Here is a 22,025-nt window from a genome sequence, read left to right on the forward strand (position 1 = left end):
TATGTCTGATTGTGCCCGGAGGCAAATAACATTAGTGAATATGAAAATCTGGAGCGGGAAACGAGACTCGAACTCGCGACCCCGACCTTGGCAAGGTCGTGCTCTACCAACTGAGCTATTCCCGCATAATCTTCGTATTTTAGTCTGCCACGGCGTTGGCTGCCTTCACTCACCCAGGTCACTTACTCGTGTAAGCTCCCAGGGATTCGCTCAGTTGCCGCCTTGTTGCAAACTCAAATACTCGATTATGTACCGGCATTCTTAAGTCACAACAACCGCAAAAAGACTAAATCCGTGATTTGGATGGCGTACTGCAACAGAGACTGGAGCGGGAAACGAGACTCGAACTCGCGACCCCGACCTTGGCAAGGTCGTGCTCTACCAACTGAGCTATTCCCGCATAATCGTCGTCTTTCATGGCGCTGCGGCGTTAACGGCCTTATCGCTGCTGAAATCCTTGATTCTGATGCATTACTTTTTACTGCACGTTCTGGAGCGGGAAACGAGACTCGAACTCGCGACCCCGACCTTGGCAAGGTCGTGCTCTACCAACTGAGCTATTCCCGCATCATCATTGTCTTTCAATCTGCTGCGGCGTTGACCGCCTGAGCGCAACTGAAATCCCTGATTCAGAACATTTGTTACTTTTACTGCTCCGTACCTGCTGTAAATTCTTCACCGGTACGGGGTGCGCATTATACGAGAAATCCTTCCCGCCGCAAGCGTTGCAAAGCAAAATTTTGCGCTTTACGCGCGTTTGCTGTTTTAATCGGCAAACTGCTGCTTTCCTGCGCACCCGCTGTGGCTTACAGCTGCAGGAAGTGCTCGCGATAATAGGCCAGCTCGGCGATTGACTCGCGAATATCGTCCAGCGCCTGATGCGTACCGGCCTTTTTAAAGCCTGGCAGAATCTCTGGCTTCCAGCGGCGCGCCAGCTCTTTTAGCGTACTGACATCCAGATAGCGGTAGTGGAAATAGGCTTCCAGCGCCGGCATGTACTTAAACAGGAAGCGGCGATCCTGGCCAATGCTGTTGCCGCAAATCGGCGAGGTGTTGGCCGGAACCCACTGCTGCAGAAAGGCAATCGTCGCCTGCTCCGCTGCACGATCGTCATGCTGGCTGGCCTTCACGCGCTCAACCAGCCCGCTACTGGTGTGGGTGCGCACGTTCCAGTCATCCATCAGCGCCAGCTGCGCATCGGACTGATGCACTGCCAGCACCGGCCCTTCAGCCAGAATATTGAGGTTGGCGTCCGTTACAATGGTGGCAATCTCAATGATGCGATCGCGCTCCGGATCCAGTCCGGTCATTTCCAGGTCGATCCAAATCAGATTGTTTTCATTTCCCGCTGTCATGCATTTCCCGCCTGTTGCCAAAGTCGTCATTAGCCTGAATTAAGGTGTATCATAGACGTTTTGCCCAGCGGGGCGAAGCCTGGCGAAAGCGTGAGAGGATGCGTGAGCAAAAATAAATTGTCGAAGGGTCAACAACGTCGCGTCAGCGCTAACCATCAGCGTCGTCTGCAGCAACGGAACGAAAAACCGGAACCGGACGACAGCCTGTTTGGCGAAGCCTCTGAAGGCGTGGTGATCAGCCGCTTTGGCATGCACGCGGATGTAGAAGACAGCGCCGGTGAGGTGCATCGCTGTAATATTCGCCGCACCATTCGCTCGCTGGTCACCGGTGACCGCGTAGTATGGCGCGCCGCCGGCGAAAACGGGGGCAAAGGTATTGTTGAAGCCGTGCACCCGCGCCAGACGGTGCTGACGCGCCCGGACTTCTATGACGGCGTGAAACCGATCGCCGCCAACATTGATCAGATCATTATTGTGTCGGCGATTCTGCCGGAGCTGTCGCTTAACATTATCGATCGCTATCTGGTGGCCAGCGAAACGCTCGGCGTGGAGCCGCTGCTGGTACTGAATAAAACCGATCTGCTGGATGAGGACGCGCGGGCGTTTGTCGATGAGCAGATGGATATCTACCGCCACATTGGCTATCGCGTGCTGATGGTGTCGAGCCGCGCCAAAGACGGACTGAAGGATCTGGAAGCGGCGCTTACCGGCCGCGTCAGCATTTTTGCCGGCCAGTCCGGCGTGGGCAAATCCAGCCTGCTGAACAACCTGCTCGGCCTCGACCTGGCAGGTGATGAGATCCTGACCAATGATGTGTCGGACGTGTCCGGCCTCGGCCAGCACACCACTACCGCCTCACGGCTGTATCACTTCCCGCACGGCGGTGATGTCATCGATTCACCCGGCGTACGCGAGTTCGGTTTGTGGCATCTGGAGCCGGAACAAATTACCCAGGGATTTGTCGAATTCCGAGAGTTTCTCGGCGGTTGCAAGTTCCGCGATTGCAAGCACGACAACGACCCGGGCTGCGCCATCCGCGAAGCGGTGGAGAACGGTATCATCGACATTTCACGCTTCGATAACTACCACCGTATTCTGGAGAGTATGGCGCAGGTAAAAACGCGTAAAAACTTTTCCGCCAGCGAAGATTAACGGGTACAACGGCACATTCGCCAACTGACCGGGGCGCTGCTACAATCCGCCCCCTTTTGTGTAAACCAAACGTTATTAAGCCAGGAGGCAACGGTGTTTGATCGTTTTAAACTCGGCCTGAATCACATTCTGCCTAAAAAAGCGCTGACCGAGCTCGCCGGTTGGGGCGCCAGCCGCCGCGCTGGCTGGCTGACCAAAGCGGTCATTGATATTTTTGTCTGGTTCTACAAAGTCGATATGGCAGAAGCCAGCAAGCCGCACACCGGCAGCTACCGTACCTTTAACGATTTCTTTGTGCGCCCGTTAAAAGAGGGGGCGCGCCCTATCGATCCGGATGCTTCGCTGCTGGCCTTGCCAGCTGACGGCGCCATCAGCCAGCTGGGCCGTATTGCTGGCGATCAGATCTTCCAGGCGAAAGGCCACACTTACTCGCTGCAGGCACTGCTGGCCGGCAATGACGATCTGGCCGAAAAGTTTGTCGACGGTGAGTTCGTCACCACGTACCTCGCGCCGCGCGATTATCACCGCGTGCACATGCCGTGTAACGGCATTCTGCGCGAAATGATCTACGTGCCGGGCGATCTGTACTCGGTGAATCCGCTGACCGCACGCAACATCCCGAACCTGTTTGCCCGCAACGAGCGCGTGATTTGCGTGTTCGATACCGATCATGGCCCGATGGTGCAGATTCTGGTGGGTGCCACCATCGTCGGCAGCATCGAAACCGTCTGGGCCGGCACCGTGACGCCGCCGCGCGAAGGAGTGATTAAACGCTGGCGCTACCCGTCGGCCGATCATGATGGCGCGATCGTGCTGCTGAAAGGTCAGGAGATGGGCCGCTTTAAGCTCGGCTCCACGGTAATCAACCTGTTCGCGCCGAACCGCGTTAAGCTGGCTGAAAGCCTCGAAGCCGAAAGCAAAACCCGCCTCGGTCAGCCGCTGGCTATCGCCCTGCCGCAGCCCGGCGACAGCGCTCCGCTCATCGACTAATTCCGGGACATACCGCCGTGCGCGCCTCTCTTTTTCTGCTGCTGAGCCTGGTGCTCAGCAGCACTGTCTTTGCCGCCACCGTTCCACCCGCCAGCCAGCTGAAACAGGATCTGGAAACGGCAAAATCCGCGAAAAGCTCGCCTAGCCAGGCCGAACAGGTGCAGGCGCTGGAAGCCGCGATTAACTTCCTGTCCGAACGTGACGACTCGCTGGAACGGGCGAAGCAGTATCAGCAGGTGATCGATGATTTCCCGCGGCTGGCGCGCGAGCTGCGTCAGCAGATTGCCACGCTGACCGACAGCAGCAAGCCGGTGCGCAGCAATATGAGCAACGCCGAGCTGGATCAGGAGATTTTACAGGTCAGCAGCCAGCTGCTGGAGGAGAGCCGCCAGGCGCAGCAGGAGCAGGATCGCGCCCGCGAGATCAGCGATTCTCTGTCGCAGCTGCCGCAGCAGCAGACCGACGCGCGGCGCGCCATGACCGAAAGCGAACGCCGCGCGCAGGGTGTGGCGGCCGCCGCCGCGACGCCACTGGCGCAGGCGCAGATTTATGCGCGTCAGACGGAGAGCGCCGCCAGTAAAGCGCGGGTAGATGAGCTGGAGCTGGCGCAGCTGTCGGCCAATAATCGTCAGGAGCTGGCGCGCATGCGCGCGGAAGTGCATCAGCGCAAAGCGACCCAGCTGGATAACTATTTACAGGCGCTGCGCAACCAGCTCAACAACCAGCGTCAGCGCGAAGCCGAGCTGGCGCTGGAGCGCACCGAACAGCTGGCGGAAAACAGCGGCGATTTGCCGACGTCCATCAGCGATCAGTTCCGCGTTAACCGTGAGCTCTCCGCCGATCTGAATCAGCAGGCGCAGCGTATGGATCTGGTGGCCTCGCAGCAGCGTCTCGCCACCAATCAGACACTGCAGGTGCGCCAGGCGCTGAGCACACTGCGCGAGCAGTCACAGTGGCTGGGCGTGTCGAATCTGCTGGGTGAAGCGCTGCGCGCGCAGGTGGCGCGGCTGCCGGAGATGCCGAAATCCCAGCAGATCGACAGTGAGATGGGCCAGCTGCGCGTACAGCGGCTGCATTATGAAGATTTACTGGAGCGCCAGCAGGCGCTGCGTAAAGAGAAGCAGGCCGACGGCACACCGTTCACCAGTGAGCAGACGCGCATTCTTGATGCGCAACTAAAAACCCAGCGCGAACTGCTGAACTCGCTGATTTCCGGCTGCGACACGCTGATTCTGGAAATCACCAAGCTGAAGGTTTCCAACACGCAGCTGCAGGACGCGCTGAGTGAAGTCAAAGAGGCGACGCACCGCTATCTGTTCTGGACCGCTGACGTCAGCCCGGTTGGCCTGAAATATCCGCTGGACGTCGCCACCGATCTGACGCGCCTGCTGTCGCTGGATACGCTGGGCCAGCTGGGCAAAGCGCTGGCGATGATGTTCACCAACCGCGAAACGGTGCTGCCGATTATCGGCGCCATGCTGCTGGTAGGCTTCAGCATCAGCACGCGTCGTCACTACAACGCCTTTATGGCGCGCGCGGCCAGCCGCGTGGGGAAAGTGACGCAGGACCGCTTCAGCCTGACGCTGCGCACCGTGTTCTGGTCGATTCTGGTCGCGGTGCCGCTGCCGGTGCTGTGGGCCGCGCTCGGCTTTGGCCTGCAGCACGCCTGGCCTTATCCGTTTGCCGTGGCGATTGGCGATGGCATCACCGCCACGCTGCCGCTGCTGTGGGCATTCATGATCAGCGCGGCCTTTGCCCGGCCTGACGGTCTGTTTGTGGTGCACTTCCGCTGGCCGCAGGCGCGGGTCGCGCGCGCCATGCGTTATTACTCGCTGACGGTCGGGCTGATCGTGCCGCTGATTATGCTGCTGATCGCTTTCGCTAACCTCGACGATCCGCAGTTCTCCGCCACGCTGGGGCGCCTGTGCTTTATTCTGATCTGCGGTGCGCTGAGCATTGTCACCGTCAGTCTGAAACGCGCCGGTATTCCGCTCTATTTGGATAAAGAAGGCGACGGCGACAACTTCGTCAACCGCATTCTGTGGAACCTGATGATTGCCATTCCACTGGTGGCGGCGCTGGCCTCCTGCATCGGCTATCTGGCCACCGCGCAGGCGCTGCTGGCGCGTCTGGAAACCTCGGTCGGCATCTGGTTCTTCCTGCTGGTGATTTACCACATCATTCGCCGCTGGATGCTGATTCAGCGCCGCCGCATCGCCTTTGACCGCGCGCGTCAGCGCCGCGCCGATATGCTGGCCAACCGCGCACGCAGCGAAGAGGAAAAAGAGCAGCAGTCCGCGGTCAGCACCGATACCGTGGAAGTCGAAGAGCCGATTATCGATCTGGATGCAATCAGCGCGCAGTCGCTGCGGCTGGTCCGCTCGATTCTGACGCTGATTGCGCTGGTGTCGGTGATTGTGCTGTGGTCTGAGATTCACTCCGCGTTCAGCTTCCTCGACAACATTCCGCTGTGGGATGCCAGCACCACGGTGCAGGGCGTCGAGAGCGTACAGCCGATTACGCTGGGTGCCGTGCTGATCGCCATCCTGATCTTTATCATTACCACCCAGTTGGTGCGCAATATGCCAGCGCTGCTGGAGCTGGCGCTGCTGCAGCACCTTAGCCTGTCGCCCGGTACCGGTTACGCCATTACCACGCTGACCAAATACGCGCTGATGCTGGTCGGCGGTCTGATTGGCTTCTCGATTATTGGCGTGGAGTGGTCAAAATTGCAGTGGCTGGTAGCGGCGCTGGGTCTGGGGCTGGGCTTTGGGATGCAGGAGATCTTCGCCAACTTTATCTCCGGCCTGATCATCCTGTTTGAGAAGCCAATTCGTATCGGTGATACCGTGACCATTCGCGATTTGACCGGCAGCATCACCCGCATCAATACGCGCGCCACCACCATTACAGACTGGGACCGCAAAGAGATTATCGTGCCGAACAAGGCCTTTATCACCGAGCAGTTCGTCAACTGGTCACTGTCGGATTCCGTAACGCGCGTGGTGCTGACCATTCCGGCACCGGCCCACGTTAACAGCGAAGAAGTGACGACTATTCTCAAGCAGGCGGCCGATCGCTGCACTTACGTGCTGGATATGCCGGCGCCGGATGTGTTCCTGGTGGATCTGCAGCAGGGCATCCAGCTGTTTGAACTGCGCGTACACGCGGCGGAGATGGGTCATCGCATGCCGCTGCGTCATGAGCTGCATCAGCTGATTCTGCGCGGCTTTGAAGAGCATGGCATTGAGATGCCGTTCCCGCCGTTCCAGGTACGGATGGAAACGCTGGGGCGCAAAACGCCCGCCAGCAACGGATCGACCGCCAGCCGGACCTTCAAATCCGGTGGCCTGTAAAACACAACGCCCGGCATCTGCCGGGCGTTTTTTTCACTGCGCGCGAATTATTACTTCACAAACTCTTCGCCCTGCGCGATGTCTTTTTTCAGCGTCTCCAGCATACCCTTGAGCGCCTGCTGTTCGAAATCACTCAGCGGCCCGAGCGGACGGCGTTCAGCGATACCGTTTTTGCCCAGCAGCAGCGGCTGCGAGAAGAAGCGTGCGTACTCGCCGTCACCTTCCACATAGGCACACTCCACCACGTTGGCTTCACCCAGCAGCGCACGAATCAGCGACAGACCAAAGCGCGCCGCCGCCTGGCCCATTGACAGCGTCGCCGAGCCGCCACCGGCTTTGGCTTCCACCACTTCAGTACCGGCGTTCTGAATACGTTTCGTCAGGTCGGCGATCTCCTGATCGCTGAAGCTGACGCCTTTAACCTGCGACAGCAGCGGCAGAATGGTCACGCCGGAGTGCCCGCCGACCACCGGTACTTCAATTTCCGTCGGCTGTTTGCCCTTCAGCGCAGCCACAAAGGTGTTGGCGCGAATCACGTCGAGCGTCGAGACACCAAACAGACGATTTTTATCGTACACCCCGGCTTTTTTCAGCACTTCGGCGGCAATTGCCACCGTGGTATTTACCGGGTTGGTGATGACGCCAATCAGCGCTTTTGGCGCGGTGGTCGCCACCTGTTCAATCAGGTTACGCACAATACCGGCGTTGACGTTAAACAGATCGGCGCGGTCCATACCCGGTTTGCGTGCCACACCGGCCGAGATCAGCACCACATCGGCACCGTGCAGCGCCGGCGTGGCATCTTCGCCACTGAAACCTTCGACTTTCACGGCGGTAGGAATGTGGCTGAGATCGACCGCGACGCCTGGCGTCACCGGGGCGATGTCATACAGTGAGAGAGCTGAACCTGCGGGTAATTGGGTCTTGAGCAGCAGAGCGAGTGCCTGGCCAATACCACCAGCTGCACCGAGAACGGCAACTTTCATCCTGAACTCCTTATTAAGGTGGGGCAGAGATATGCCGGAAATCCATCAGGTTACGAGTTTAATCAACTTCTCAGGCGATAGCGACACACCTGTCGCGCAATAACAAACGCCGCAATCGGCTCCCGAGACATCTCCACTTCAGAAGTCGCCTGAATGATCCAGTCGCAGCCAGAAGACTATGGACGGCAATGATCATCGTTTTGTTGTTACCACTTCAATAATATAACAACTTTGCAACCTTCGCTTTGCGCGCCAGCGCGCGATTTTGGTGCAGGATAAAACTCTGTTATCATGCCCGCCCCGCACGCGCATGCCGTGAATTCGCGCATCCGCTTATTGCATAAAAATTCATCTAAATGCATAATAATTTATCTGCGACGGGCCTGTTGCCTGCTGCAACCCTCTTTTATTGGTAGCTTATGCGAAACCCATCTAAACAAGACGATCTGATTAAGGCGTTCAAAGCCTTACTGAAAGAAGAAAAATTCAGCTCTCAGGGCGAAATTGTCCAGGCGCTGCAGGAAGACGGCTTCGGCAACATCAACCAGTCAAAAGTTTCTCGTATGCTCACCAAGTTTGGCGCGGTGCGCACGCGTAACGCCAAAATGGAGATGGTGTACTGCCTGCCCGCCGAACTGGGCGTGCCCACCACCACCAGCCCGCTGAAGAATCTGGTGCTGGATATCGACTATAACGATGCGCTGGTAGTGATTCACACTAGTCCGGGCGCGGCCCAGCTGATCGCCCGCCTGCTCGACTCCCTCGGCAAAGCCGAAGGCATCCTCGGCACCATCGCCGGTGACGACACCATCTTTATTACGCCAGCGCGCGCCTTTACGGTTAAACAGCTGTATGACGCCGTGCTGGTGTTATTCGAACAGGAACTATAAAACCCTGTCGGTGACCGGCCGTTCGTTTGCCGGTCATCCTGCTTCCCCGCTACGTTTTACCCGCTTTTTCGCCGCCAACATCTTACAAAATAATGGTTTAGCTATATTCCGACGGGTTCTCAATCTGCCGCACTATTGGTACGACCTTTTTGCCTGCTTAACCCTTTGCGCTATTTTACCCTGCTTTACAATTAGTGCTTAGCGGTTATCTCTTGCTTTTCGCGTACAGCCAGCTTGATCAACCACAATGTTTCGCACAAAAAGATAATTTGATGCAGATCATTGTTTTTGCATGAAAAAACACCCTACTGGTTAAGATTCAGGCGGTTTTAATAACTTTGCGTTATAAAAATGTCCCATAAGGATAAAGAATTACAACGAATCATTATTAGCGGGATATTAATTTCATGGGTGATTAGATCTATACTTCTTTTCGTGATGCAAATCACACGAAATCAAAAAGAGAAAAACAGAAGACGAGGAAAATACCATGAACGTTAAAACTACTATCGCCACCCTGAGTGTTCTATCTGCCCTGTCATTTGGTGCTTTCGCCGCAGATTCTATCAATGCCGAACAGGCCGCAAACCTGCAGCCGGTCGGTACCATTAGCGTCAGCGGCATTGGCGGCTCACCGATGGATATCCATCAGCAGCTGAATGCCAAAGCTGAAGAGCAAGGTGCTAAAGCCTATCGCGTTATCGAGGCTTATAACGACAACAGCTACCACGCCACCGCAGAACTTTATAAATAAGTTTGCCGGAACAAGATGCAGTGTGAACGGCGACCCGTTTGAGAGGCGTTTGCCTCTCAGGTTGCCCACCCCAATTCAGGAGAGTGAATCATGAAAACCAAATTATCTATTGCTGTACTGAGTCTGGCTTCCGTTCTGTCTTTTGGCGCCAGTGCTGCCACCCTGGTCACCAATACCGAGGCAGAGAATCTGCAGCCGCTGAATCAAACCATCAGCGTGAGCGGTGTTGACGGCGACCAGACCAATATCCGTCAGGAACTGTCCCAGAAAGCCGATGCTCAGGGTGCCAGCCATTACCGCATCATTGAGAACAATCAGGACAACACCTTCCACGTGACGGCTGAACTGTACAAATAATCTTTAACTATCGTTCCGGCGTTATGCAGTCGCCGGGAGAAGATCGACGACCCGCTTACCCTCTTCGTGCCGCAGGTTGTTGATTCTAATGAGGAGACGAATTATGAAAATCAAAACAACCATCGCAACCGCTACGCTGCTTTCTCTGTTCGCATTTGGCGCTTCGGCTGCCCAACTGGTGACGGATGAATCCGCGCAGAATCTGCAATCTACCGGCCAGACTATCACCGTAAGCGGCACAGGCGGCTCACCCATGGATTACCGCGCTCAGCTGTCTCAGAAAGCCGATGAGCAGGGTGCCAGCGCGTATAAAGTGATTGAAGCGCGCACCGGTGACAGCTACCACCTGACTGCCGAGCTGTACAAGTAATTCCTCGTCAATTCTGACGAACCCTTTGGCCCCGCCTGCCGGGGCCCTTTTTGGTTGTGCTACTGAACATTAAAGCGGAGCTGGCCTTCCAGCTCCTCTTCTGCCTCATCGAATAGCAATATCAGCGCACCATAACGGCGTTTCTGCCCTTTCCCCAGATTGATGAACGCAATTTCCAGCGGCAGCGGGATCTGTTCGCCGATGATCATTTCCCACAGATCGTCCAGATCGTGAATGGTGCGATCCGCCAGCGCGAAACGTTCGCAAAACTGACGGTAGAAATGAGCCTGATCGACGATTTCATTGAAGTCGAAACGCTCGGTTCTCATGGTGACATCCTCTCGCTACGCCAGACCGCCGAGGTGCAGCGCTTTGACTTCCAGATACTCTTCCATGCCCAGCACCGATCCTTCGCGTCCCAGACCGGACTCTTTCACGCCGCCAAACGGCGCCAGCTCGGTCGAGACCGCACACTCGTTGATACCAATCATGCCAGCTTCCAGCGCCGCCGAAACGCGGAACACGCGCTGCAGATTCTGCGTATAGAAGTAAGCCGCCAGACCGTATTCGGTATTGTTGGCGCGCGCGATCACCTCATCTTCATCGTCAAAGCGGAAGCAGGCGGCCACCGGACCGAAGGTCTCTTCCTGCGCCAGCTGCATCTCTTCATGCGCATCGGCAATCACCGTCGGCTGCCAGAAGTTGCCGCCCAGCGGATGGCGCTCGCCACCCACCAGCAATTTCCCGCCTTTGCTCAGCGCATCTTTGACGTGCTCCTCCACTTTCTCCACCGCGGACGGCGCAATCAGCGGCCCGACCACCACGCCCGGCTCCACGCCGTTGCCCACTTTCAGTTTGCTCACCGCCTCAGCCAGCTGGTTGACGAAGCGATCGTATATCGCGTTGTGGATATAGAAGCGGTTGACGCTGACGCACACCTGGCCGGCATTGCGGAATTTGTTGGCGATAGCGCCCTGCACCGCCGCGTCGATATCCGCGTCGTCAAACACGATGTAAGGCGCATTGCCGCCCAGCTCCATCGACACTTTTTTCATGGTTTCTGCCGCGTTACGCATCAACGTTTTCCCCACCGCGGTGGAACCGGTGAAGGAGATTTTACGCACCGCGCGGGAAGCCATGATGGCGTCGCTGATGGCGTGCGTATCGCCGGCTACCGCGTTCAGCACGCCATCCGGCACGCCCGCCTTCTGCGCCAGCGCCACCAGCGCAAAGGCGCTGAGCGGGGTATTATTGGCCGGCTTAATGATGCCGGTGCAGCCGGCTGCCAGCGCCGGGCCAAGTTTGCGCGTCAGCATCGCCATCGGAAAGTTCCACGGCGTGATGGCAGCGACGACGCCAATCGGCTCGCGCGTTGCCAGGATGCGTGAACCGGCTTTGGCCGGCGGGATGATTTCGCCGTTGGTGCGCTTCGCCTGCTCGGCAAACCATTGAATGAAGCTGGCGGCGTATTCCACTTCACCTTCGGCTTCCTGCAGCGGTTTGCCCTGCTCGGCGGTCATCAGCTGGCCCAGCCAGCTTTTGTGCTCAATGATGAGCTGGTACCAGCGATAAAGAATTTCGCTGCGCTGTTTGGCGGTTTTATCGCGCCATGCCGGAAAAGCGCGCTGCGCGGCGGCAATCGCCTGTTCGGTTTCAGCCTTGCCGGCTTTCGCCACCTGCGCCAGTACGTCGCCGGTGGCCGGATTGGTGACATCAAAGGTGCTGCTGGCGGTGTGCCACTGGCCGTCAGCGAAGTAGCCGGTGTTGAACAGTTCGTGTTGTTGCAGGGAAGTGGACATCGTTATTCTCCTGTCAGTAAGCATCCTGTCAGGAAAGTATAGATGGCAAAAAGGGGGCAATGGGTGTCAGCGAGGCATCAACCCAGCCGCTGCGCCTGGCAGCGGCCAGTTTCAGATTTGGATGAGGGTATTCTGGTACTTATCCAGCATCATCGACAGCCGTTTCACCGGCTCCGTCACGCTGGCCGGAGCGGCATAATGCTGCAGCTTCTGCTGATAAATCTCCAGTTCCTGTAACAGTCGCTCAAAGTAGTAACGCCGCTTGTCATCGCTGCTGGCCGCAACAATGCGATCGGCGGTGGCGCGCAGCTGGCGGTGATAGGCCGACAGGTCAGCGTTGACCGGTACTTCGGCATTGCGCAGGCGCTGATGGCCAATAATCAGCGTCAGCGCAATACGGTACTTGTCGATATCGCCGGGGAACAGGTTGAGCAGCAAAAACAGCTGCTGATAGAGCGCCGGTAAATGGTTTTCCCGCCGGCGTGCCTGATTAGTGGTCAGCGCCGCCACCGCAGCATACATAAAGCGATTCAGCAGCTTGCGTCCGGTGCGGGCTTTGGATTTGTCACGAATCAGCAAAATCACCATCATCGCCACAAAGCTGCCAATCCACTGGCCGAGCGCGTTGTCGAGGAACACGTTGAACTCAAACTTCATCGGGTTATCCAGCACCAGCACGTTGATGGTGCCGATCAGCGCGCCCAGCGTACCAATCTGCCGCCGCTGCACAAAGATGCCGCCGATAAAGCCGAGTGCGCCAATCGCGATACACAGCAGCAAGGCACTTTGCTGGGTGCCCGGCAAGACCCAGATGAAGTAGAGCATGCCCAGCGGTACCGCAAAAGCCATGCCGTAGAAGAAGTCTTTCGCCATCATCAGCGGATTCGGCATGCGCATCGCCAGCGCGGTGATCACCGCCAGCATCACCATGCAACCGCTGCCAGAGGTCCAGCCGGTATAGAGCCAGAACAGCGAGCCGAGCGCGGTGGCGACAAAGGTGCGCACGCCATTGATCATCGCATGGTGCGTCTCCGCTGAACGCGCCTGAATCACCACTTCACGCTGCAGAATGCTCTCCTCCAGCGTGGTGATACGGCTGTTACTTTTGACGCCGTTGATCAGCAGCAGATATTCGGTCGCTGCGCCGACCCAGCTGGCCAGCGTAAACGGCACGCTTTTACTGCTGACGCCAATAACGCGGCGCATCAGCTTCATGCGCTTATGCACGTCGCTGACGCTGGTGACCTCTTTCTCAATCAGCAGGCGATACTGCGGCGGGATGTAATCCGGGCGCGAATTCTGAATCAGGAAGGTCTCGGCAGCCTGGGTAATCAGCGTCAGCGATAGCGTGTTGAGCATTTGCAGCCGGCGACTGGTGTTGCTCCAGCGCGACGATTCCATCAGCAGCTGGCTGCGCATACCGTTGAGCGCGGTCGTGCGGCGCACCAGCGCGCTCCAGGCTTTGTCGACTTCCTCTTTGTCCTCGTGTGCCACGCACAGCTGCAGCAGGCGGTAGTGCGCCACCAGCAGCGCATCCACTTCCGCATCAATCACTTTCTTGATTGAGCGCGGAGAAAACAGCATGTCGGCGAGAATGGCGCACAGGATACCGAGTACGATTTCGCTGCAGCGCTCTACCGCGAACTGCGGCGCCAGCGTTAAGCCGCCGCTGGCATCGGCGGTCACCACGATAATCAGCGCGGTGTAACCGGCGAGGCCCAGCGCGTAGGAGTTTTCGACTTTAATCAGCGACGAAAGCCAGACGCACATCCCTGCCCACAGGCAGCACAGCAACAGCATCACCACCGGCGCGCGCACCGTGGCTATCATGATGGTAAGGGCCGCGATACAGCCGATAAAGGTGCCGATAATACGCAGGATGCCACGGTAGCGCAGCGCGCCAGAATAAGGATCGCCGCCCGCGGCAAACGCGGTACCGCCGGCCACGATGCCGGCGGTCATCACCGCCCAGCGCGGCGTTTCCAGATTGAAGTGAAAGCCAATCATCAGCGCCGCCACCAGCGCGAAGGTCAGCTTTACCGGGAAACGCAAAAACTCAATCATATCGCCCCCGCTTAACCAAACTCACGCAGGCGGTTGAACAGCTGCGCCATCGGCGACACTTTGGTCTGGCGATCTTTGTCACCGGTGATCACCACAGTGGCGGTGGTGCCGGCCGGGAAGCGGTTACCGGGCTGATCGTCGAGGCGAATACGCACCGGCACGCGCTGCGCCAGGCGCACCCACTCCAGATTGGAGTCCACGGTGGCCATGCCTTTGCTGTCGACGCTGCTGCTGCTGTTGGTCACGCCAGCTGCGATGCTGTCAACCGTGCCGCGCAGCACCGTGTTGCTGCCCAGTGGGGTAATTTCCGCGCGGAAGCCCGGACGCACGCCATCCAGCTTGGTCTCTTCCATGTAGGCCAGCACGTAGAAGGAGTGCTGCTGCACCAGCGCCACGGCCACCGAGCCGCGGGTGATGAATTCGCCCTGATAGACGTTGAGGTTGGTGACCCAGCCGTCCGACGGTGCTTTGATGGTGGTGCGATCGAGGTCGATCACCGCCAGATCGCGCGTGGCCACCGCTTTGGCCAGCTGATGCTCGCTGGTCTGCAGATCGCTGTTCGACTGCTCAATGGCTTCGCGCGACATCGCACTGGTGCCGAGCTGATTACGGCGCGCCGCTTCACGGCGTTTTTCGCTGACCAGTGCCTGGTAATACTCGACATCCGCCTGCGCCTCATCCAGCGCTTTCTGGTAGCGCGGACGGTCGACGATGAACAGCGTATCGCCTTTTTTCACCAGCTGGTTGTCGTGCACCGGCACGTCAGTAATCAGTCCGGTCACGTCCGGCGAGATCGCCACCACGTCGGCGGAGAATTTAGCGTCGCGCGTCCACGGCGATTCGGTGTAGAACACCCAGGCGCGGAAGATGATAACAACAGCGATGATAACCAGCAGGAGCGTAATGGCGTAACGCGCGATTTTTCTTATTAGCGCTTTCACTTAAAACCTCAGACGAATAGACGGGATACAAGGTAAAACACACAGCAATACAGCGCGGTGTTAAAAAGTGCCGGATGCCACACCAGATCGTAAATCCCGCTGGGCGTCAGCACGCGTTTCACCAGCCAGAACAATGCCAGCGAAACCAGTAGTTCAATGAAGATGGGCGGAAAAGACAGCCCGAATACGACAAATACCGGAAGCACACTCATTTCGGTTCCTTAGTTCGACCTTGCCGGGTTGCACCGATACCTGCCCTCATGCCAGCGGGCACGTCGGGTTGATGATCGTGGGGTGACGGATATTGTGATGACAACATTCAGGCCGCGTTGAGCTAATCATAGCGTATCATCGGGTAAACACTGCCGTGCTCAGGTGCGGTGAAGAGACCCAGCGTGCGTATAGTAACGTGCTTGACTATACGTTTTCTACATATTGTGAGCTAAATCACTTTTTAGCCAGAGTAAACAATGGAACGACTTAAAGGCATGTCCATTTTCGCCAAAGTGGTTGAAATGGGCTCATTTACCGCCGCCGCGCGCCAGCTGCAGCTGAGCGTCTCCTCCATCAGCCAGATTGTTGCCAGACTGGAAGATGAGCTGCAGGTGAAACTGCTCAACCGCAGCACCCGCAGCCTCGGCCTGACGGAAGCTGGCAAAATTTATTATCAGGGCTGCCGCCGCATGATGGCAGAGGCGTCGCAGGTGCACGAACAGCTGTACGCCTTTAACAATACGCCGATCGGGATTTTACGCATCGGCTGCTCGACCACCATGGCGCAGAATGTCCTGTCCGCCATGACCAGCGACATGCTGCGCGAATACCCGGGACTGAGCGTTAACCTGATGACCGGGATTCCGGCGCCGGATCTGATCGCGAACGGCCTGGATGTGGTGATACGCGTCGGCGAGCTGCAGGATTCCAATCTGTTCTCACGCCGGCTGGGAGCGATGCCGATGGTGGTGTGCGCGGCGAAGAGCTATCTGGCCCAGCACGGCACGCCGGAGAAGCCGGGCGAGATCGATAATTTTTCCTGGCTGGAATACAGCGTGCGTCCGGATAACACCTTTGAGCTGGTGGCACCGGAAGGCGTCGTAACGCGCCTGACGCCGCAGGGCCGTTTCGTCACCAACGATTCCCAGACGCTGATTCGCTGGCTGAAGGCCGGCTGCGGTATCGCCTATGTGCCGCTGATGTGGGTGATTGATGAGATCAACGCCGGGGAGATCGATATCTTGTTTCCGCAGTATCACTCGGAGCCGCGCCCGGTGTATGCCGTCTATACCGAGAAGGATAAGCTGCCGCTGAAGGTGCAGGTGTGTATTGATTATCTGACCGAGTATTTTAAGCAGGTGGCGCGGCAGTATCAGCAGCACCGCAAAAGTTAGCCTCCGTCTGACGCTGATGCGGCCGGCCTGAGGGGCGCATACGGGGAATTGCGTAATGCCGATCAGTTAAGTACCGCATTCAATTACCGCACATTTCGTAGCGGCGCGATTAATCGCGCGTACTACTAGCAGCACCGTGCCCATCCATGCTTCGCGCAATAAATTGCGCCGCGACCAAAATGTGCGTGCTGTTTACTCTTCACTGACAAGCATTGTACGAACCCATTGCGCGGTTTTTACAGGGTGCGCACTGATGCGCACCGTCATGCTCAGGCCGCTATTACGCCGTGCCGCCCACGGTAATTTTATCCAGCTTCAGCGTGGGCTGACCCACGCCGACCGGCACGCTCTGGCCCTCTTTACCGCACACGCCGACGCCTTTATCCAGCGCCAGATCGTTACCGACCATGGAAATCTGCTGCATCGCCTCAATGCCGGATCCGATCAGCGTCGCGCCCTTCACCGGTTTGGTGACTTTGCCGTTCTCGATCAGATACGCCTCCGAGGTCGAGAACACAAACTTGCCGGAGGTGATATCCACCTGACCGCCGCCAAAGTTAGGTGCATACAGACCATACCCGACGCTCTCAATGATCTCCTGCGGCGTCGATTTGCCCGCCAGCATATAGGTGTTGGTCATGCGCGGCATCGGCAGATGTGCATAGGACTCACGACGACCGTTGCCGGTCGGCGGCACACCCATCAGACGCGCATTCAGCTTGTCCTGCATGTAGCCTTTCAGCACGCCGTTTTCAATCAGCATATTGTACTGACCCGGCACGCCCTCATCATCCACCGCCAGCGAACCGCGCAGCCCTTCAAGGGTGCCATCGTCAACAACGGTACAGAGTTCAGACGCCACCAGCTGGCCCATTTTACCGCTGAACACCGACGTCTCGCGGCGGTTGAAATCCCCTTCCAGACCGTGACCTACCGCTTCGTGCAGCAGCACGCCCGGCCAGCCCGCGCCCAGCACCACCGGCAGCGTACCGGCAGGTGCGGCGATCGCCGAAAGGTTGACCAGCGCCATGCGCACCGCTTCGCGCGCCCAGACGTCGGCACGCACGTCGCCGCTCTCATCGGCGAGGAAAAATTCGTAGCCGGTACGCGCACCGCCGCCGCTGGCGCCGCGCTCGCGTTTGCCCTGATCTTCCACCTGAACGCTAATGGACAGCCGCACCAGCGGGCGAATATCAGCCGCCAGCGTACCGTCGGTCGCGGCAACCAGCACCTGCTCATAGACGCCGCTCAGGCTGGCATTCACTTCCTGCACGCGCGGATCGGCGGCGCGCGCCACTTTATCAACCCGATGCAGCAGCGCGATTTTGTCTTCGCGCGTCAGGCTATCCAGCGGATTGACCGGGGCGTACAGCGAACGGTTAAGCACCGCAGAGAGCGCATGCGCTTTCCCGTTGCCCTGCTCGCGCACGATGCTACGCGCCGCTTCAGACGACTGGCGCAGGGCATTGAGGCTGATTTGATCGGCATAGGCAAAACCGGTTTTCTCCCCGCTTACCGCGCGGACGCCCACGCCCTGATCGATATGGTAAGAGCCATCTTTGATGATTTTATCTTCCAGCACCCAGGATTCATGGAAGCTGGACTGGAAATAGAGATCGGCATAGTCCAGACGACGTTCTGAAAGCTGCCCTAACAGGGAAAAAAGGTCCTGCTGATTAATGCTGTTCGCAGCTAGTAACTGCTCACTTACCAGATTCAGAGTCATCGTTTCTCACTCATTATGTGCTCGGATAGTCATAGCCTGCGGCAATTCCCCGACGGCGTCAAATTCACTTCTTATCGGCTTCGCGCGGTTTGCGCAGCACTTCATTGATTTCCGGCTTATCCAGCGGCCCGCTGATGTGATAGCGCAGCAGCGAAATCTTGTTCCACAGCGGTGCCAGCACTTTGCTGGCGGCAAACACCGCCGCGCCGACCACCGGGTTAATCACAAACGCGGTGGCCACGCCAACCGAGGCAGAGATCTCCGGCGCCACAACCGCTTCCATATCGATCTGCCGCTGCACCAGGTCTATTTTACCCTGCATGGCGATATCCGCTTCGAGACCGTCCACCAGCAGGTTATCGGTACGCATCACGCCATTTTCAATCCACGCCGTGCCGTTAATCGAATCGAACCAGAAGCCTTCATTAAAGGTATCGCTAAAATCAAAGCGCAGCTTACGCAGCAGGGCATCAAAACTCACCAGGCGCAGCAGCTGTCCGGCGCGGCCGGTGCTGACGTCGGCAATCTGCCCTTTGCCGAAGTGGGTTTTCAGCGTGCCGCTCAGCGTCTCTTCCGAAGGCTGCCACGGCGCTGAGCGCCAGTGCAGGTCATAATCAATTTTAAAGGGTGCATCGCGCAGCGGCGTATTCATGCCAAACCAGTTGGTGGCGTCATTGATGTTTTTGCCGCTCAGGCTGCCCTTCAGCGAAGTGCGCTGCTCGCCCGCTTTGTTCACCCATTCACCCGCAACGTTGAGCTTTGAGCTGCCCGTGTCCACGCTGCCGTTAGTGAGTGCTAACGTTTCTCCCTGCGGTTGCAGTCTCGCCTGAATGTGGCCGAACTTCTGCCCGCGCAGCCAGCACTCGTCGCAGTTGAGCTGCAGCGCAGGCCAGCTGCGGAAATCGATGCTGCTGTCACCGCTGAACGGCGAAGAAGCTTTACTCGTTGCTGCGCCGTCACTCCATTGCGGATTGTAATAAAGATAGCTCAGGTCGATTTGCCACGGCGCGTGTTGTGCGGTTCGCAGGCTGCCGCGCGCCTCGCGGCTCTCCAGCTGCAGCTGCGTACTGCCGCCCGCGCCCTGGGTGACCGTGGCATTAACATCGTGCCACTGCTGGCCGCCGAGCGTCAGGGCCGGAGTGCGCAACGTCACATCGCCCGGCAGCAGTGCGCCGCCGACGTCAGTCTCGCCCTGCGCATTGCGTGATCCCGCGCTGCCGGCCATCAGCCCCAGCCAGGCTTCGCCATCCAGCGCCGGCAGATTGAGCACCATCCCGCGCCGCTCCGGCAGCGCCGGCGTGCTTCTGGCATCATTCAGCCAGATACCGCGGTCGACGCGCAGCTGCGGCTCCAGCAGCCAGCGGCTGTTAAAGCGATGGTGCTCGCGTACGCTGCCGCTGAGATCAAAGCTGTGCAGATCGCCGCTGGCGTTGATGGCGATCGGCAGCGCCTCTCCGGCGGACTTGTCCAGCGGCGCAGGTAAGTGACTGCTCACTGCCTTGCCGTCACCTTTGATATCTACCTTGTAACGCGCCCCGCCCTGATGCGGCAGCGTAATATCGACATTGCCCTGCCATGCCAGACTGCCGCCGAGCTTACTGCTCACGCTGGCAGGCAGCATCGCCAGTTTCGCCGGCTGCCAGTCACCCAGCAGGTTGACGTTAACGCCAAAGTCATCGGCGTTTTCCGTGGTGCTGAAGCGCACGCCGGTGGGCTGACCAAACCAGCTGGTCTGCAGCTCTTCACTCTCCAGATTGCCGTTGTTGTAACGGAAACGTCCGGTCAGATTTTTCAGCGTGGTATTGAGCGGTTTAATGTGCAGGCTGTTGTTATTCAGCACCACGTTGCCGCTGGCATGCACCAGCTCACCGTCCAGCGGAATATCGAGGTTGAGCGAACCGCGAACGTTACCGCCAATCTGCAGCTGCTCCAGCGCCGCGCCCAGCGTGGATTTCAGCGGCGTGCGGGCGAAATAGTCGGCGATATCTTTACCTTCACCGCTCAAATCACCGTCAATGATCAGCTTCTCTTTCAGGTAATCCGGGATCACCGCGCTGACGTTGCGCGCGTCCACTGCGCCCAGCCGGGTTTGCGCCGCCTTCATCCACAGACCGTCATTAATAAAATCGAGGTCTATATCGAGGTTTTGCAGCGCCGGCCAGCCCGGCTGGAACTGGAAGGTGGCGTTGCGCACCGGCACGGCCACTTCAAACATGCCGTCGTGGTGTTTGAACGGGAACAGACGCGGATCGCCGGCAAACAGCAGCGTGGCGTTGTCAACCTGGCCGCCTTTGACCGCCTCACTGAGATACTGCGTCAGGTCGTGTCCCATCAGCGGCTCAGGGAAGTAGCGCCAGGCATCACCGGCGTCGGTGACGCGAATCCCGGCGAGAATGTCGAGGCGCGGCGCTTTGCCCACATTTTGCTGATAGCGGAAATCACCGCGCGCCCATAGCGAACGTGCCTGCACGTCCAGCTGCTGGCCATCCAGCGTCAGGCCGTTGCCATCGCGCAGCCAGTTAATCCTGCCGGTGACCTGCTGAATCTGTAACGGCGCCTGGAACATATCGCCGTACGGCACTTCGGCCTGCCCCATCTGCACATCCAGCTGGCCATGACTCAGACTGCCGCTGGCGCTGCCGCTCAGATTGCTGATGCCCGGCAAAAGCTGCCAGTGCTGCCACGCCAGATCGCGCCAGCGCGCCTGCAGGCGCGTTTGGTCCGGCTGCGCCAGCGGAATATCCAGCGCCAGCGCGTCGATGTAGCCCCGCGGCTGTAGCGCCCGCCAGTTGTCCAGCAGCGCCGGCGACAGCGGTGCAAACAGCGGTACCAGCGGTGCCAGACGCTGCAAATCGAGCCGGGTGGCGCGCACCCGTACTTCCGCTGCGCTGCTGGCGCCGAGCATCTGTTTATCTTCCGGTTTCCACAGCAGCGCGATATGGCCGGCATCCCAGGCGACGCCATCGGTCATCAGCCGGGTTTGCGGTACCGTCAGGCTCCAGCCGTTCTGGTAGCGCGCCAGATGCGCGGTCAGGCCATCGACCTGTAACTGATGATCGCCCTGCCCGCCGCGCCAGCGCGCCCCGCCTTTGCTCAGCAACAAATCGCCGGCATACACATCGCCGTCGCGCAGGTTTACCCACGCGGCCAGGCTGAAACGCGCGCTTTCAAGGCTGGTGTTGTCGCGCAGCCAGCGGCCAATCCACGGACGTACGTCGACGTCGTCGGCCTGCATCCAGATGCGACCGTCGTTGAGTAAGCCATTGGTGTCGTTGAGATCGAGCCGCACCTGCACCACGCCGTGCTGGCCGGTAAAGCTGGACAGGCTCACTTCACCTTCGGCGCGATGGCGATTGTCTTCGTTCAGCCAGGTAAGGCGTGGAATCGCCAGTTCGGCATGCTGACCGGACGGCGTGAGAAAACGGATGCTGCTGTCGCGCAGATCGAAATGGTCAAACTGGCGTAAAAAGAGGTCGTTGATTTGGGCCGGTTTAAGGCTGTTTTTTTGTTCGTCGCTGGTGAGCAGTGGACGGTTGGTTGCCAGACGCAGCTGCCAGAAGGTGAGATCGCGGAACTGCCAGCGCCAGTGCAGCAGCGACTGCCACACATTGAGCGCCAGCGTAACCCGGCCAATCTGCAGCTCGCCATCCTTTTGCATGTCGATGCTGAGATCGCGCACCTGCAGGGTCGGGCCAAAATTCTCCCACTTGCCCTGAATTTCACTGGCGTTGATGGTGACGCCGCTGACGCGCGAAAGGGTGTGCAGCACCTCGCCGCGATAGCTGTTGAGGTGCGGCATCACAAGGCGCAGCCCGCTGACCAGCAGCGCCACAATGACGATGATTGCGGCGAGCAGCAGTAACAAAATCCCCGGCAACCGCCTCACACACCTCTCCT

General features: G+C 58.4%; 17 protein-coding genes and 3 tRNA genes. 8 read left to right on the top strand and 12 right to left on the bottom strand.

Annotated features, from left to right (window positions below; translation table 11 throughout):
* Positions 1–49: 49 nt before the first annotated feature.
* The 4 genes from MXF20_RS22305 to orn all read right to left on the bottom strand — a co-directional run bounded on the left by MXF20_RS22305 (position 50) and on the right by orn (position 1,355).
* Positions 50–125, bottom strand: a tRNA-Gly gene (locus tag MXF20_RS22305).
* Positions 126–324: 199 nt separating this feature from the next.
* Positions 325–400, bottom strand: a tRNA-Gly gene (locus tag MXF20_RS22310).
* A 91-nt stretch (positions 401–491) separates the two neighbouring features.
* Positions 492–567 (bottom strand) — tRNA-Gly (locus MXF20_RS22315).
* Positions 568–806: 239 nt separating this feature from the next.
* Positions 807–1,355: an oligoribonuclease gene (orn, locus tag MXF20_RS22320; protein ID WP_325971534.1), complete on the bottom strand. Its 549-nt coding sequence runs from the start codon at positions 1,353–1,355 to the stop codon at positions 807–809.
* Positions 1,356–1,457: 102 nt separating this feature from the next.
* Between orn and rsgA the strand changes: the two genes are divergently transcribed.
* The 3 genes from rsgA to mscM all read left to right on the top strand — a co-directional run bounded on the left by rsgA (position 1,458) and on the right by mscM (position 6,853).
* Positions 1,458–2,507: a small ribosomal subunit biogenesis GTPase RsgA gene (rsgA, locus tag MXF20_RS22325; protein ID WP_325971535.1), complete on the top strand. Its 1,050-nt coding sequence runs from the start codon at positions 1,458–1,460 to the stop codon at positions 2,505–2,507.
* 93 nt (positions 2,508–2,600) lie between these two features.
* On the top strand, positions 2,601–3,497 hold the full coding sequence (gene asd, locus MXF20_RS22330; RefSeq protein WP_325971536.1) for an archaetidylserine decarboxylase: 897 nt from the start codon (positions 2,601–2,603) through the stop codon (positions 3,495–3,497).
* A gap of 17 nt (positions 3,498–3,514) precedes the next feature.
* Positions 3,515–6,853 (top strand): miniconductance mechanosensitive channel MscM, encoded by a 3,339-nt coding sequence (gene mscM, locus MXF20_RS22335; protein ID WP_325971537.1) that lies wholly within the window; start codon positions 3,515–3,517, stop codon positions 6,851–6,853.
* Between the two features lie 50 nt (positions 6,854–6,903).
* Here the strand turns inward: mscM and mdh are convergent, their stop codons facing one another.
* Positions 6,904–7,839, bottom strand: coding sequence for a malate dehydrogenase (mdh, locus tag MXF20_RS22340; protein ID WP_325971538.1), 936 nt, complete (start codon positions 7,837–7,839; stop codon positions 6,904–6,906).
* A 419-nt stretch (positions 7,840–8,258) separates the two neighbouring features.
* Between mdh and argR the strand changes: the two genes are divergently transcribed.
* From argR to yhcN (MXF20_RS22360), 4 genes are all read left to right on the top strand, one after another.
* Positions 8,259–8,729 carry a transcriptional regulator ArgR gene (gene argR / locus MXF20_RS22345; RefSeq protein ID WP_021508137.1) on the top strand — a complete coding sequence of 157 codons (471 nt, stop codon included), beginning with the start codon at positions 8,259–8,261 and terminating at the stop codon, positions 8,727–8,729.
* A gap of 490 nt (positions 8,730–9,219) precedes the next feature.
* Positions 9,220–9,483, top strand: coding sequence for a peroxide/acid stress response protein YhcN (gene yhcN / locus MXF20_RS22350; protein ID WP_325971539.1), 264 nt, complete (start codon positions 9,220–9,222; stop codon positions 9,481–9,483).
* Positions 9,484–9,573: 90 nt separating this feature from the next.
* Positions 9,574–9,840 carry a YdgH/BhsA/McbA-like domain containing protein gene (locus tag MXF20_RS22355; RefSeq protein ID WP_325971540.1) on the top strand — a complete coding sequence of 89 codons (267 nt, stop codon included), beginning with the start codon at positions 9,574–9,576 and terminating at the stop codon, positions 9,838–9,840.
* Between the two features lie 103 nt (positions 9,841–9,943).
* Positions 9,944–10,210, top strand: a complete 267-nt coding sequence (gene yhcN, locus MXF20_RS22360) for a peroxide/acid stress response protein YhcN (protein ID WP_021508140.1) — start codon at positions 9,944–9,946, stop codon at positions 10,208–10,210.
* A gap of 59 nt (positions 10,211–10,269) precedes the next feature.
* On the opposite strand, the gene MXF20_RS22365 is transcribed toward yhcN (MXF20_RS22360), so the two are convergent.
* The 5 genes from MXF20_RS22365 to aaeX form a co-directional block, all read right to left on the bottom strand.
* Positions 10,270–10,539 (bottom strand): barstar family protein, encoded by a 270-nt coding sequence (locus MXF20_RS22365; RefSeq protein ID WP_021508141.1) that lies wholly within the window; start codon positions 10,537–10,539, stop codon positions 10,270–10,272.
* 15 nt (positions 10,540–10,554) lie between these two features.
* A complete protein-coding gene (locus MXF20_RS22370) occupies positions 10,555–12,009 on the bottom strand; it encodes an NAD-dependent succinate-semialdehyde dehydrogenase (protein ID WP_325971541.1) in 1,455 nt (484 codons plus the stop codon).
* Positions 12,010–12,120: 111 nt separating this feature from the next.
* On the bottom strand, positions 12,121–14,073 hold the full coding sequence (gene aaeB / locus MXF20_RS22375) for a p-hydroxybenzoic acid efflux pump subunit AaeB (RefSeq protein WP_325971542.1): 1,953 nt from the start codon (positions 14,071–14,073) through the stop codon (positions 12,121–12,123).
* A gap of 11 nt (positions 14,074–14,084) precedes the next feature.
* Entirely contained in the window at positions 14,085–15,014 is a 930-nt protein-coding gene (gene aaeA / locus MXF20_RS22380; RefSeq protein ID WP_058759877.1) for a p-hydroxybenzoic acid efflux pump subunit AaeA, read from the bottom strand.
* An 8-nt stretch (positions 15,015–15,022) separates the two neighbouring features.
* Positions 15,023–15,226 (bottom strand): p-hydroxybenzoic acid efflux pump operon protein AaeX, encoded by a 204-nt coding sequence (gene aaeX, locus MXF20_RS22385; protein ID WP_021508145.1) that lies wholly within the window; start codon positions 15,224–15,226, stop codon positions 15,023–15,025.
* 258 nt (positions 15,227–15,484) lie between these two features.
* On the opposite strand from aaeX, the gene aaeR reads away from it, so the two are divergent.
* Complete coding sequence (gene aaeR, locus MXF20_RS22390; protein WP_325971543.1) at positions 15,485–16,402, top strand: HTH-type transcriptional activator AaeR; 918 nt, start codon at positions 15,485–15,487, stop codon at positions 16,400–16,402.
* Between the two features lie 280 nt (positions 16,403–16,682).
* On the opposite strand, the gene tldD is transcribed toward aaeR, so the two are convergent.
* Both tldD and yhdP read right to left on the bottom strand, forming a co-directional pair.
* Positions 16,683–18,128 (bottom strand): metalloprotease TldD, encoded by a 1,446-nt coding sequence (tldD, locus tag MXF20_RS22395; RefSeq protein WP_325971544.1) that lies wholly within the window; start codon positions 18,126–18,128, stop codon positions 16,683–16,685.
* A 64-nt stretch (positions 18,129–18,192) separates the two neighbouring features.
* Positions 18,193–22,014 (bottom strand): AsmA2 domain-containing protein YhdP, encoded by a 3,822-nt coding sequence (gene yhdP, locus MXF20_RS22400; protein WP_325971545.1) that lies wholly within the window; start codon positions 22,012–22,014, stop codon positions 18,193–18,195.
* Between the last annotated feature and the right edge of the window lie 11 nt (positions 22,015–22,025).

It is taken from the genome of Pantoea dispersa, from assembly GCF_035783935.1.
In the GTDB taxonomy this organism is placed as follows: Bacteria; Pseudomonadota; Gammaproteobacteria; order Enterobacterales; family Enterobacteriaceae; genus Pantoea; species Pantoea dispersa_C.

Bases quoted from the DNA above. Each gene is read 5' to 3' on its own strand.
- MXF20_RS22370 (WP_325971541.1), bottom strand. From the start codon at position 12,009: ATGTCCACTTCCCTGCAACAACACGAACTGTTCAACACCGGCTACTTC.
- tldD (WP_325971544.1), bottom strand. From the start codon at position 18,128: ATGACTCTGAATCTGGTAAGTGAGCAGTTACTAGCTGCGAACAGCATT.
- aaeX (WP_021508145.1), bottom strand. From the start codon at position 15,226: ATGAGTGTGCTTCCGGTATTTGTCGTATTCGGGCTGTCTTTTCCGCCC.
- yhcN (WP_325971539.1), top strand. From the start codon at position 9,220: ATGAACGTTAAAACTACTATCGCCACCCTGAGTGTTCTATCTGCCCTG.
- aaeR (WP_325971543.1), top strand. From the start codon at position 15,485: ATGGAACGACTTAAAGGCATGTCCATTTTCGCCAAAGTGGTTGAAATG.
- mdh (WP_325971538.1), bottom strand. From the start codon at position 7,839: ATGAAAGTTGCCGTTCTCGGTGCAGCTGGTGGTATTGGCCAGGCACTC.
- orn (WP_325971534.1), bottom strand. From the start codon at position 1,355: ATGACAGCGGGAAATGAAAACAATCTGATTTGGATCGACCTGGAAATG.
- argR (WP_021508137.1), top strand. From the start codon at position 8,259: ATGCGAAACCCATCTAAACAAGACGATCTGATTAAGGCGTTCAAAGCC.
- MXF20_RS22355 (WP_325971540.1), top strand. From the start codon at position 9,574: ATGAAAACCAAATTATCTATTGCTGTACTGAGTCTGGCTTCCGTTCTG.
- aaeB (WP_325971542.1), bottom strand. From the start codon at position 14,073: ATGATTGAGTTTTTGCGTTTCCCGGTAAAGCTGACCTTCGCGCTGGTG.
- yhcN (WP_021508140.1), top strand. From the start codon at position 9,944: ATGAAAATCAAAACAACCATCGCAACCGCTACGCTGCTTTCTCTGTTC.
- MXF20_RS22365 (WP_021508141.1), bottom strand. From the start codon at position 10,539: ATGAGAACCGAGCGTTTCGACTTCAATGAAATCGTCGATCAGGCTCAT.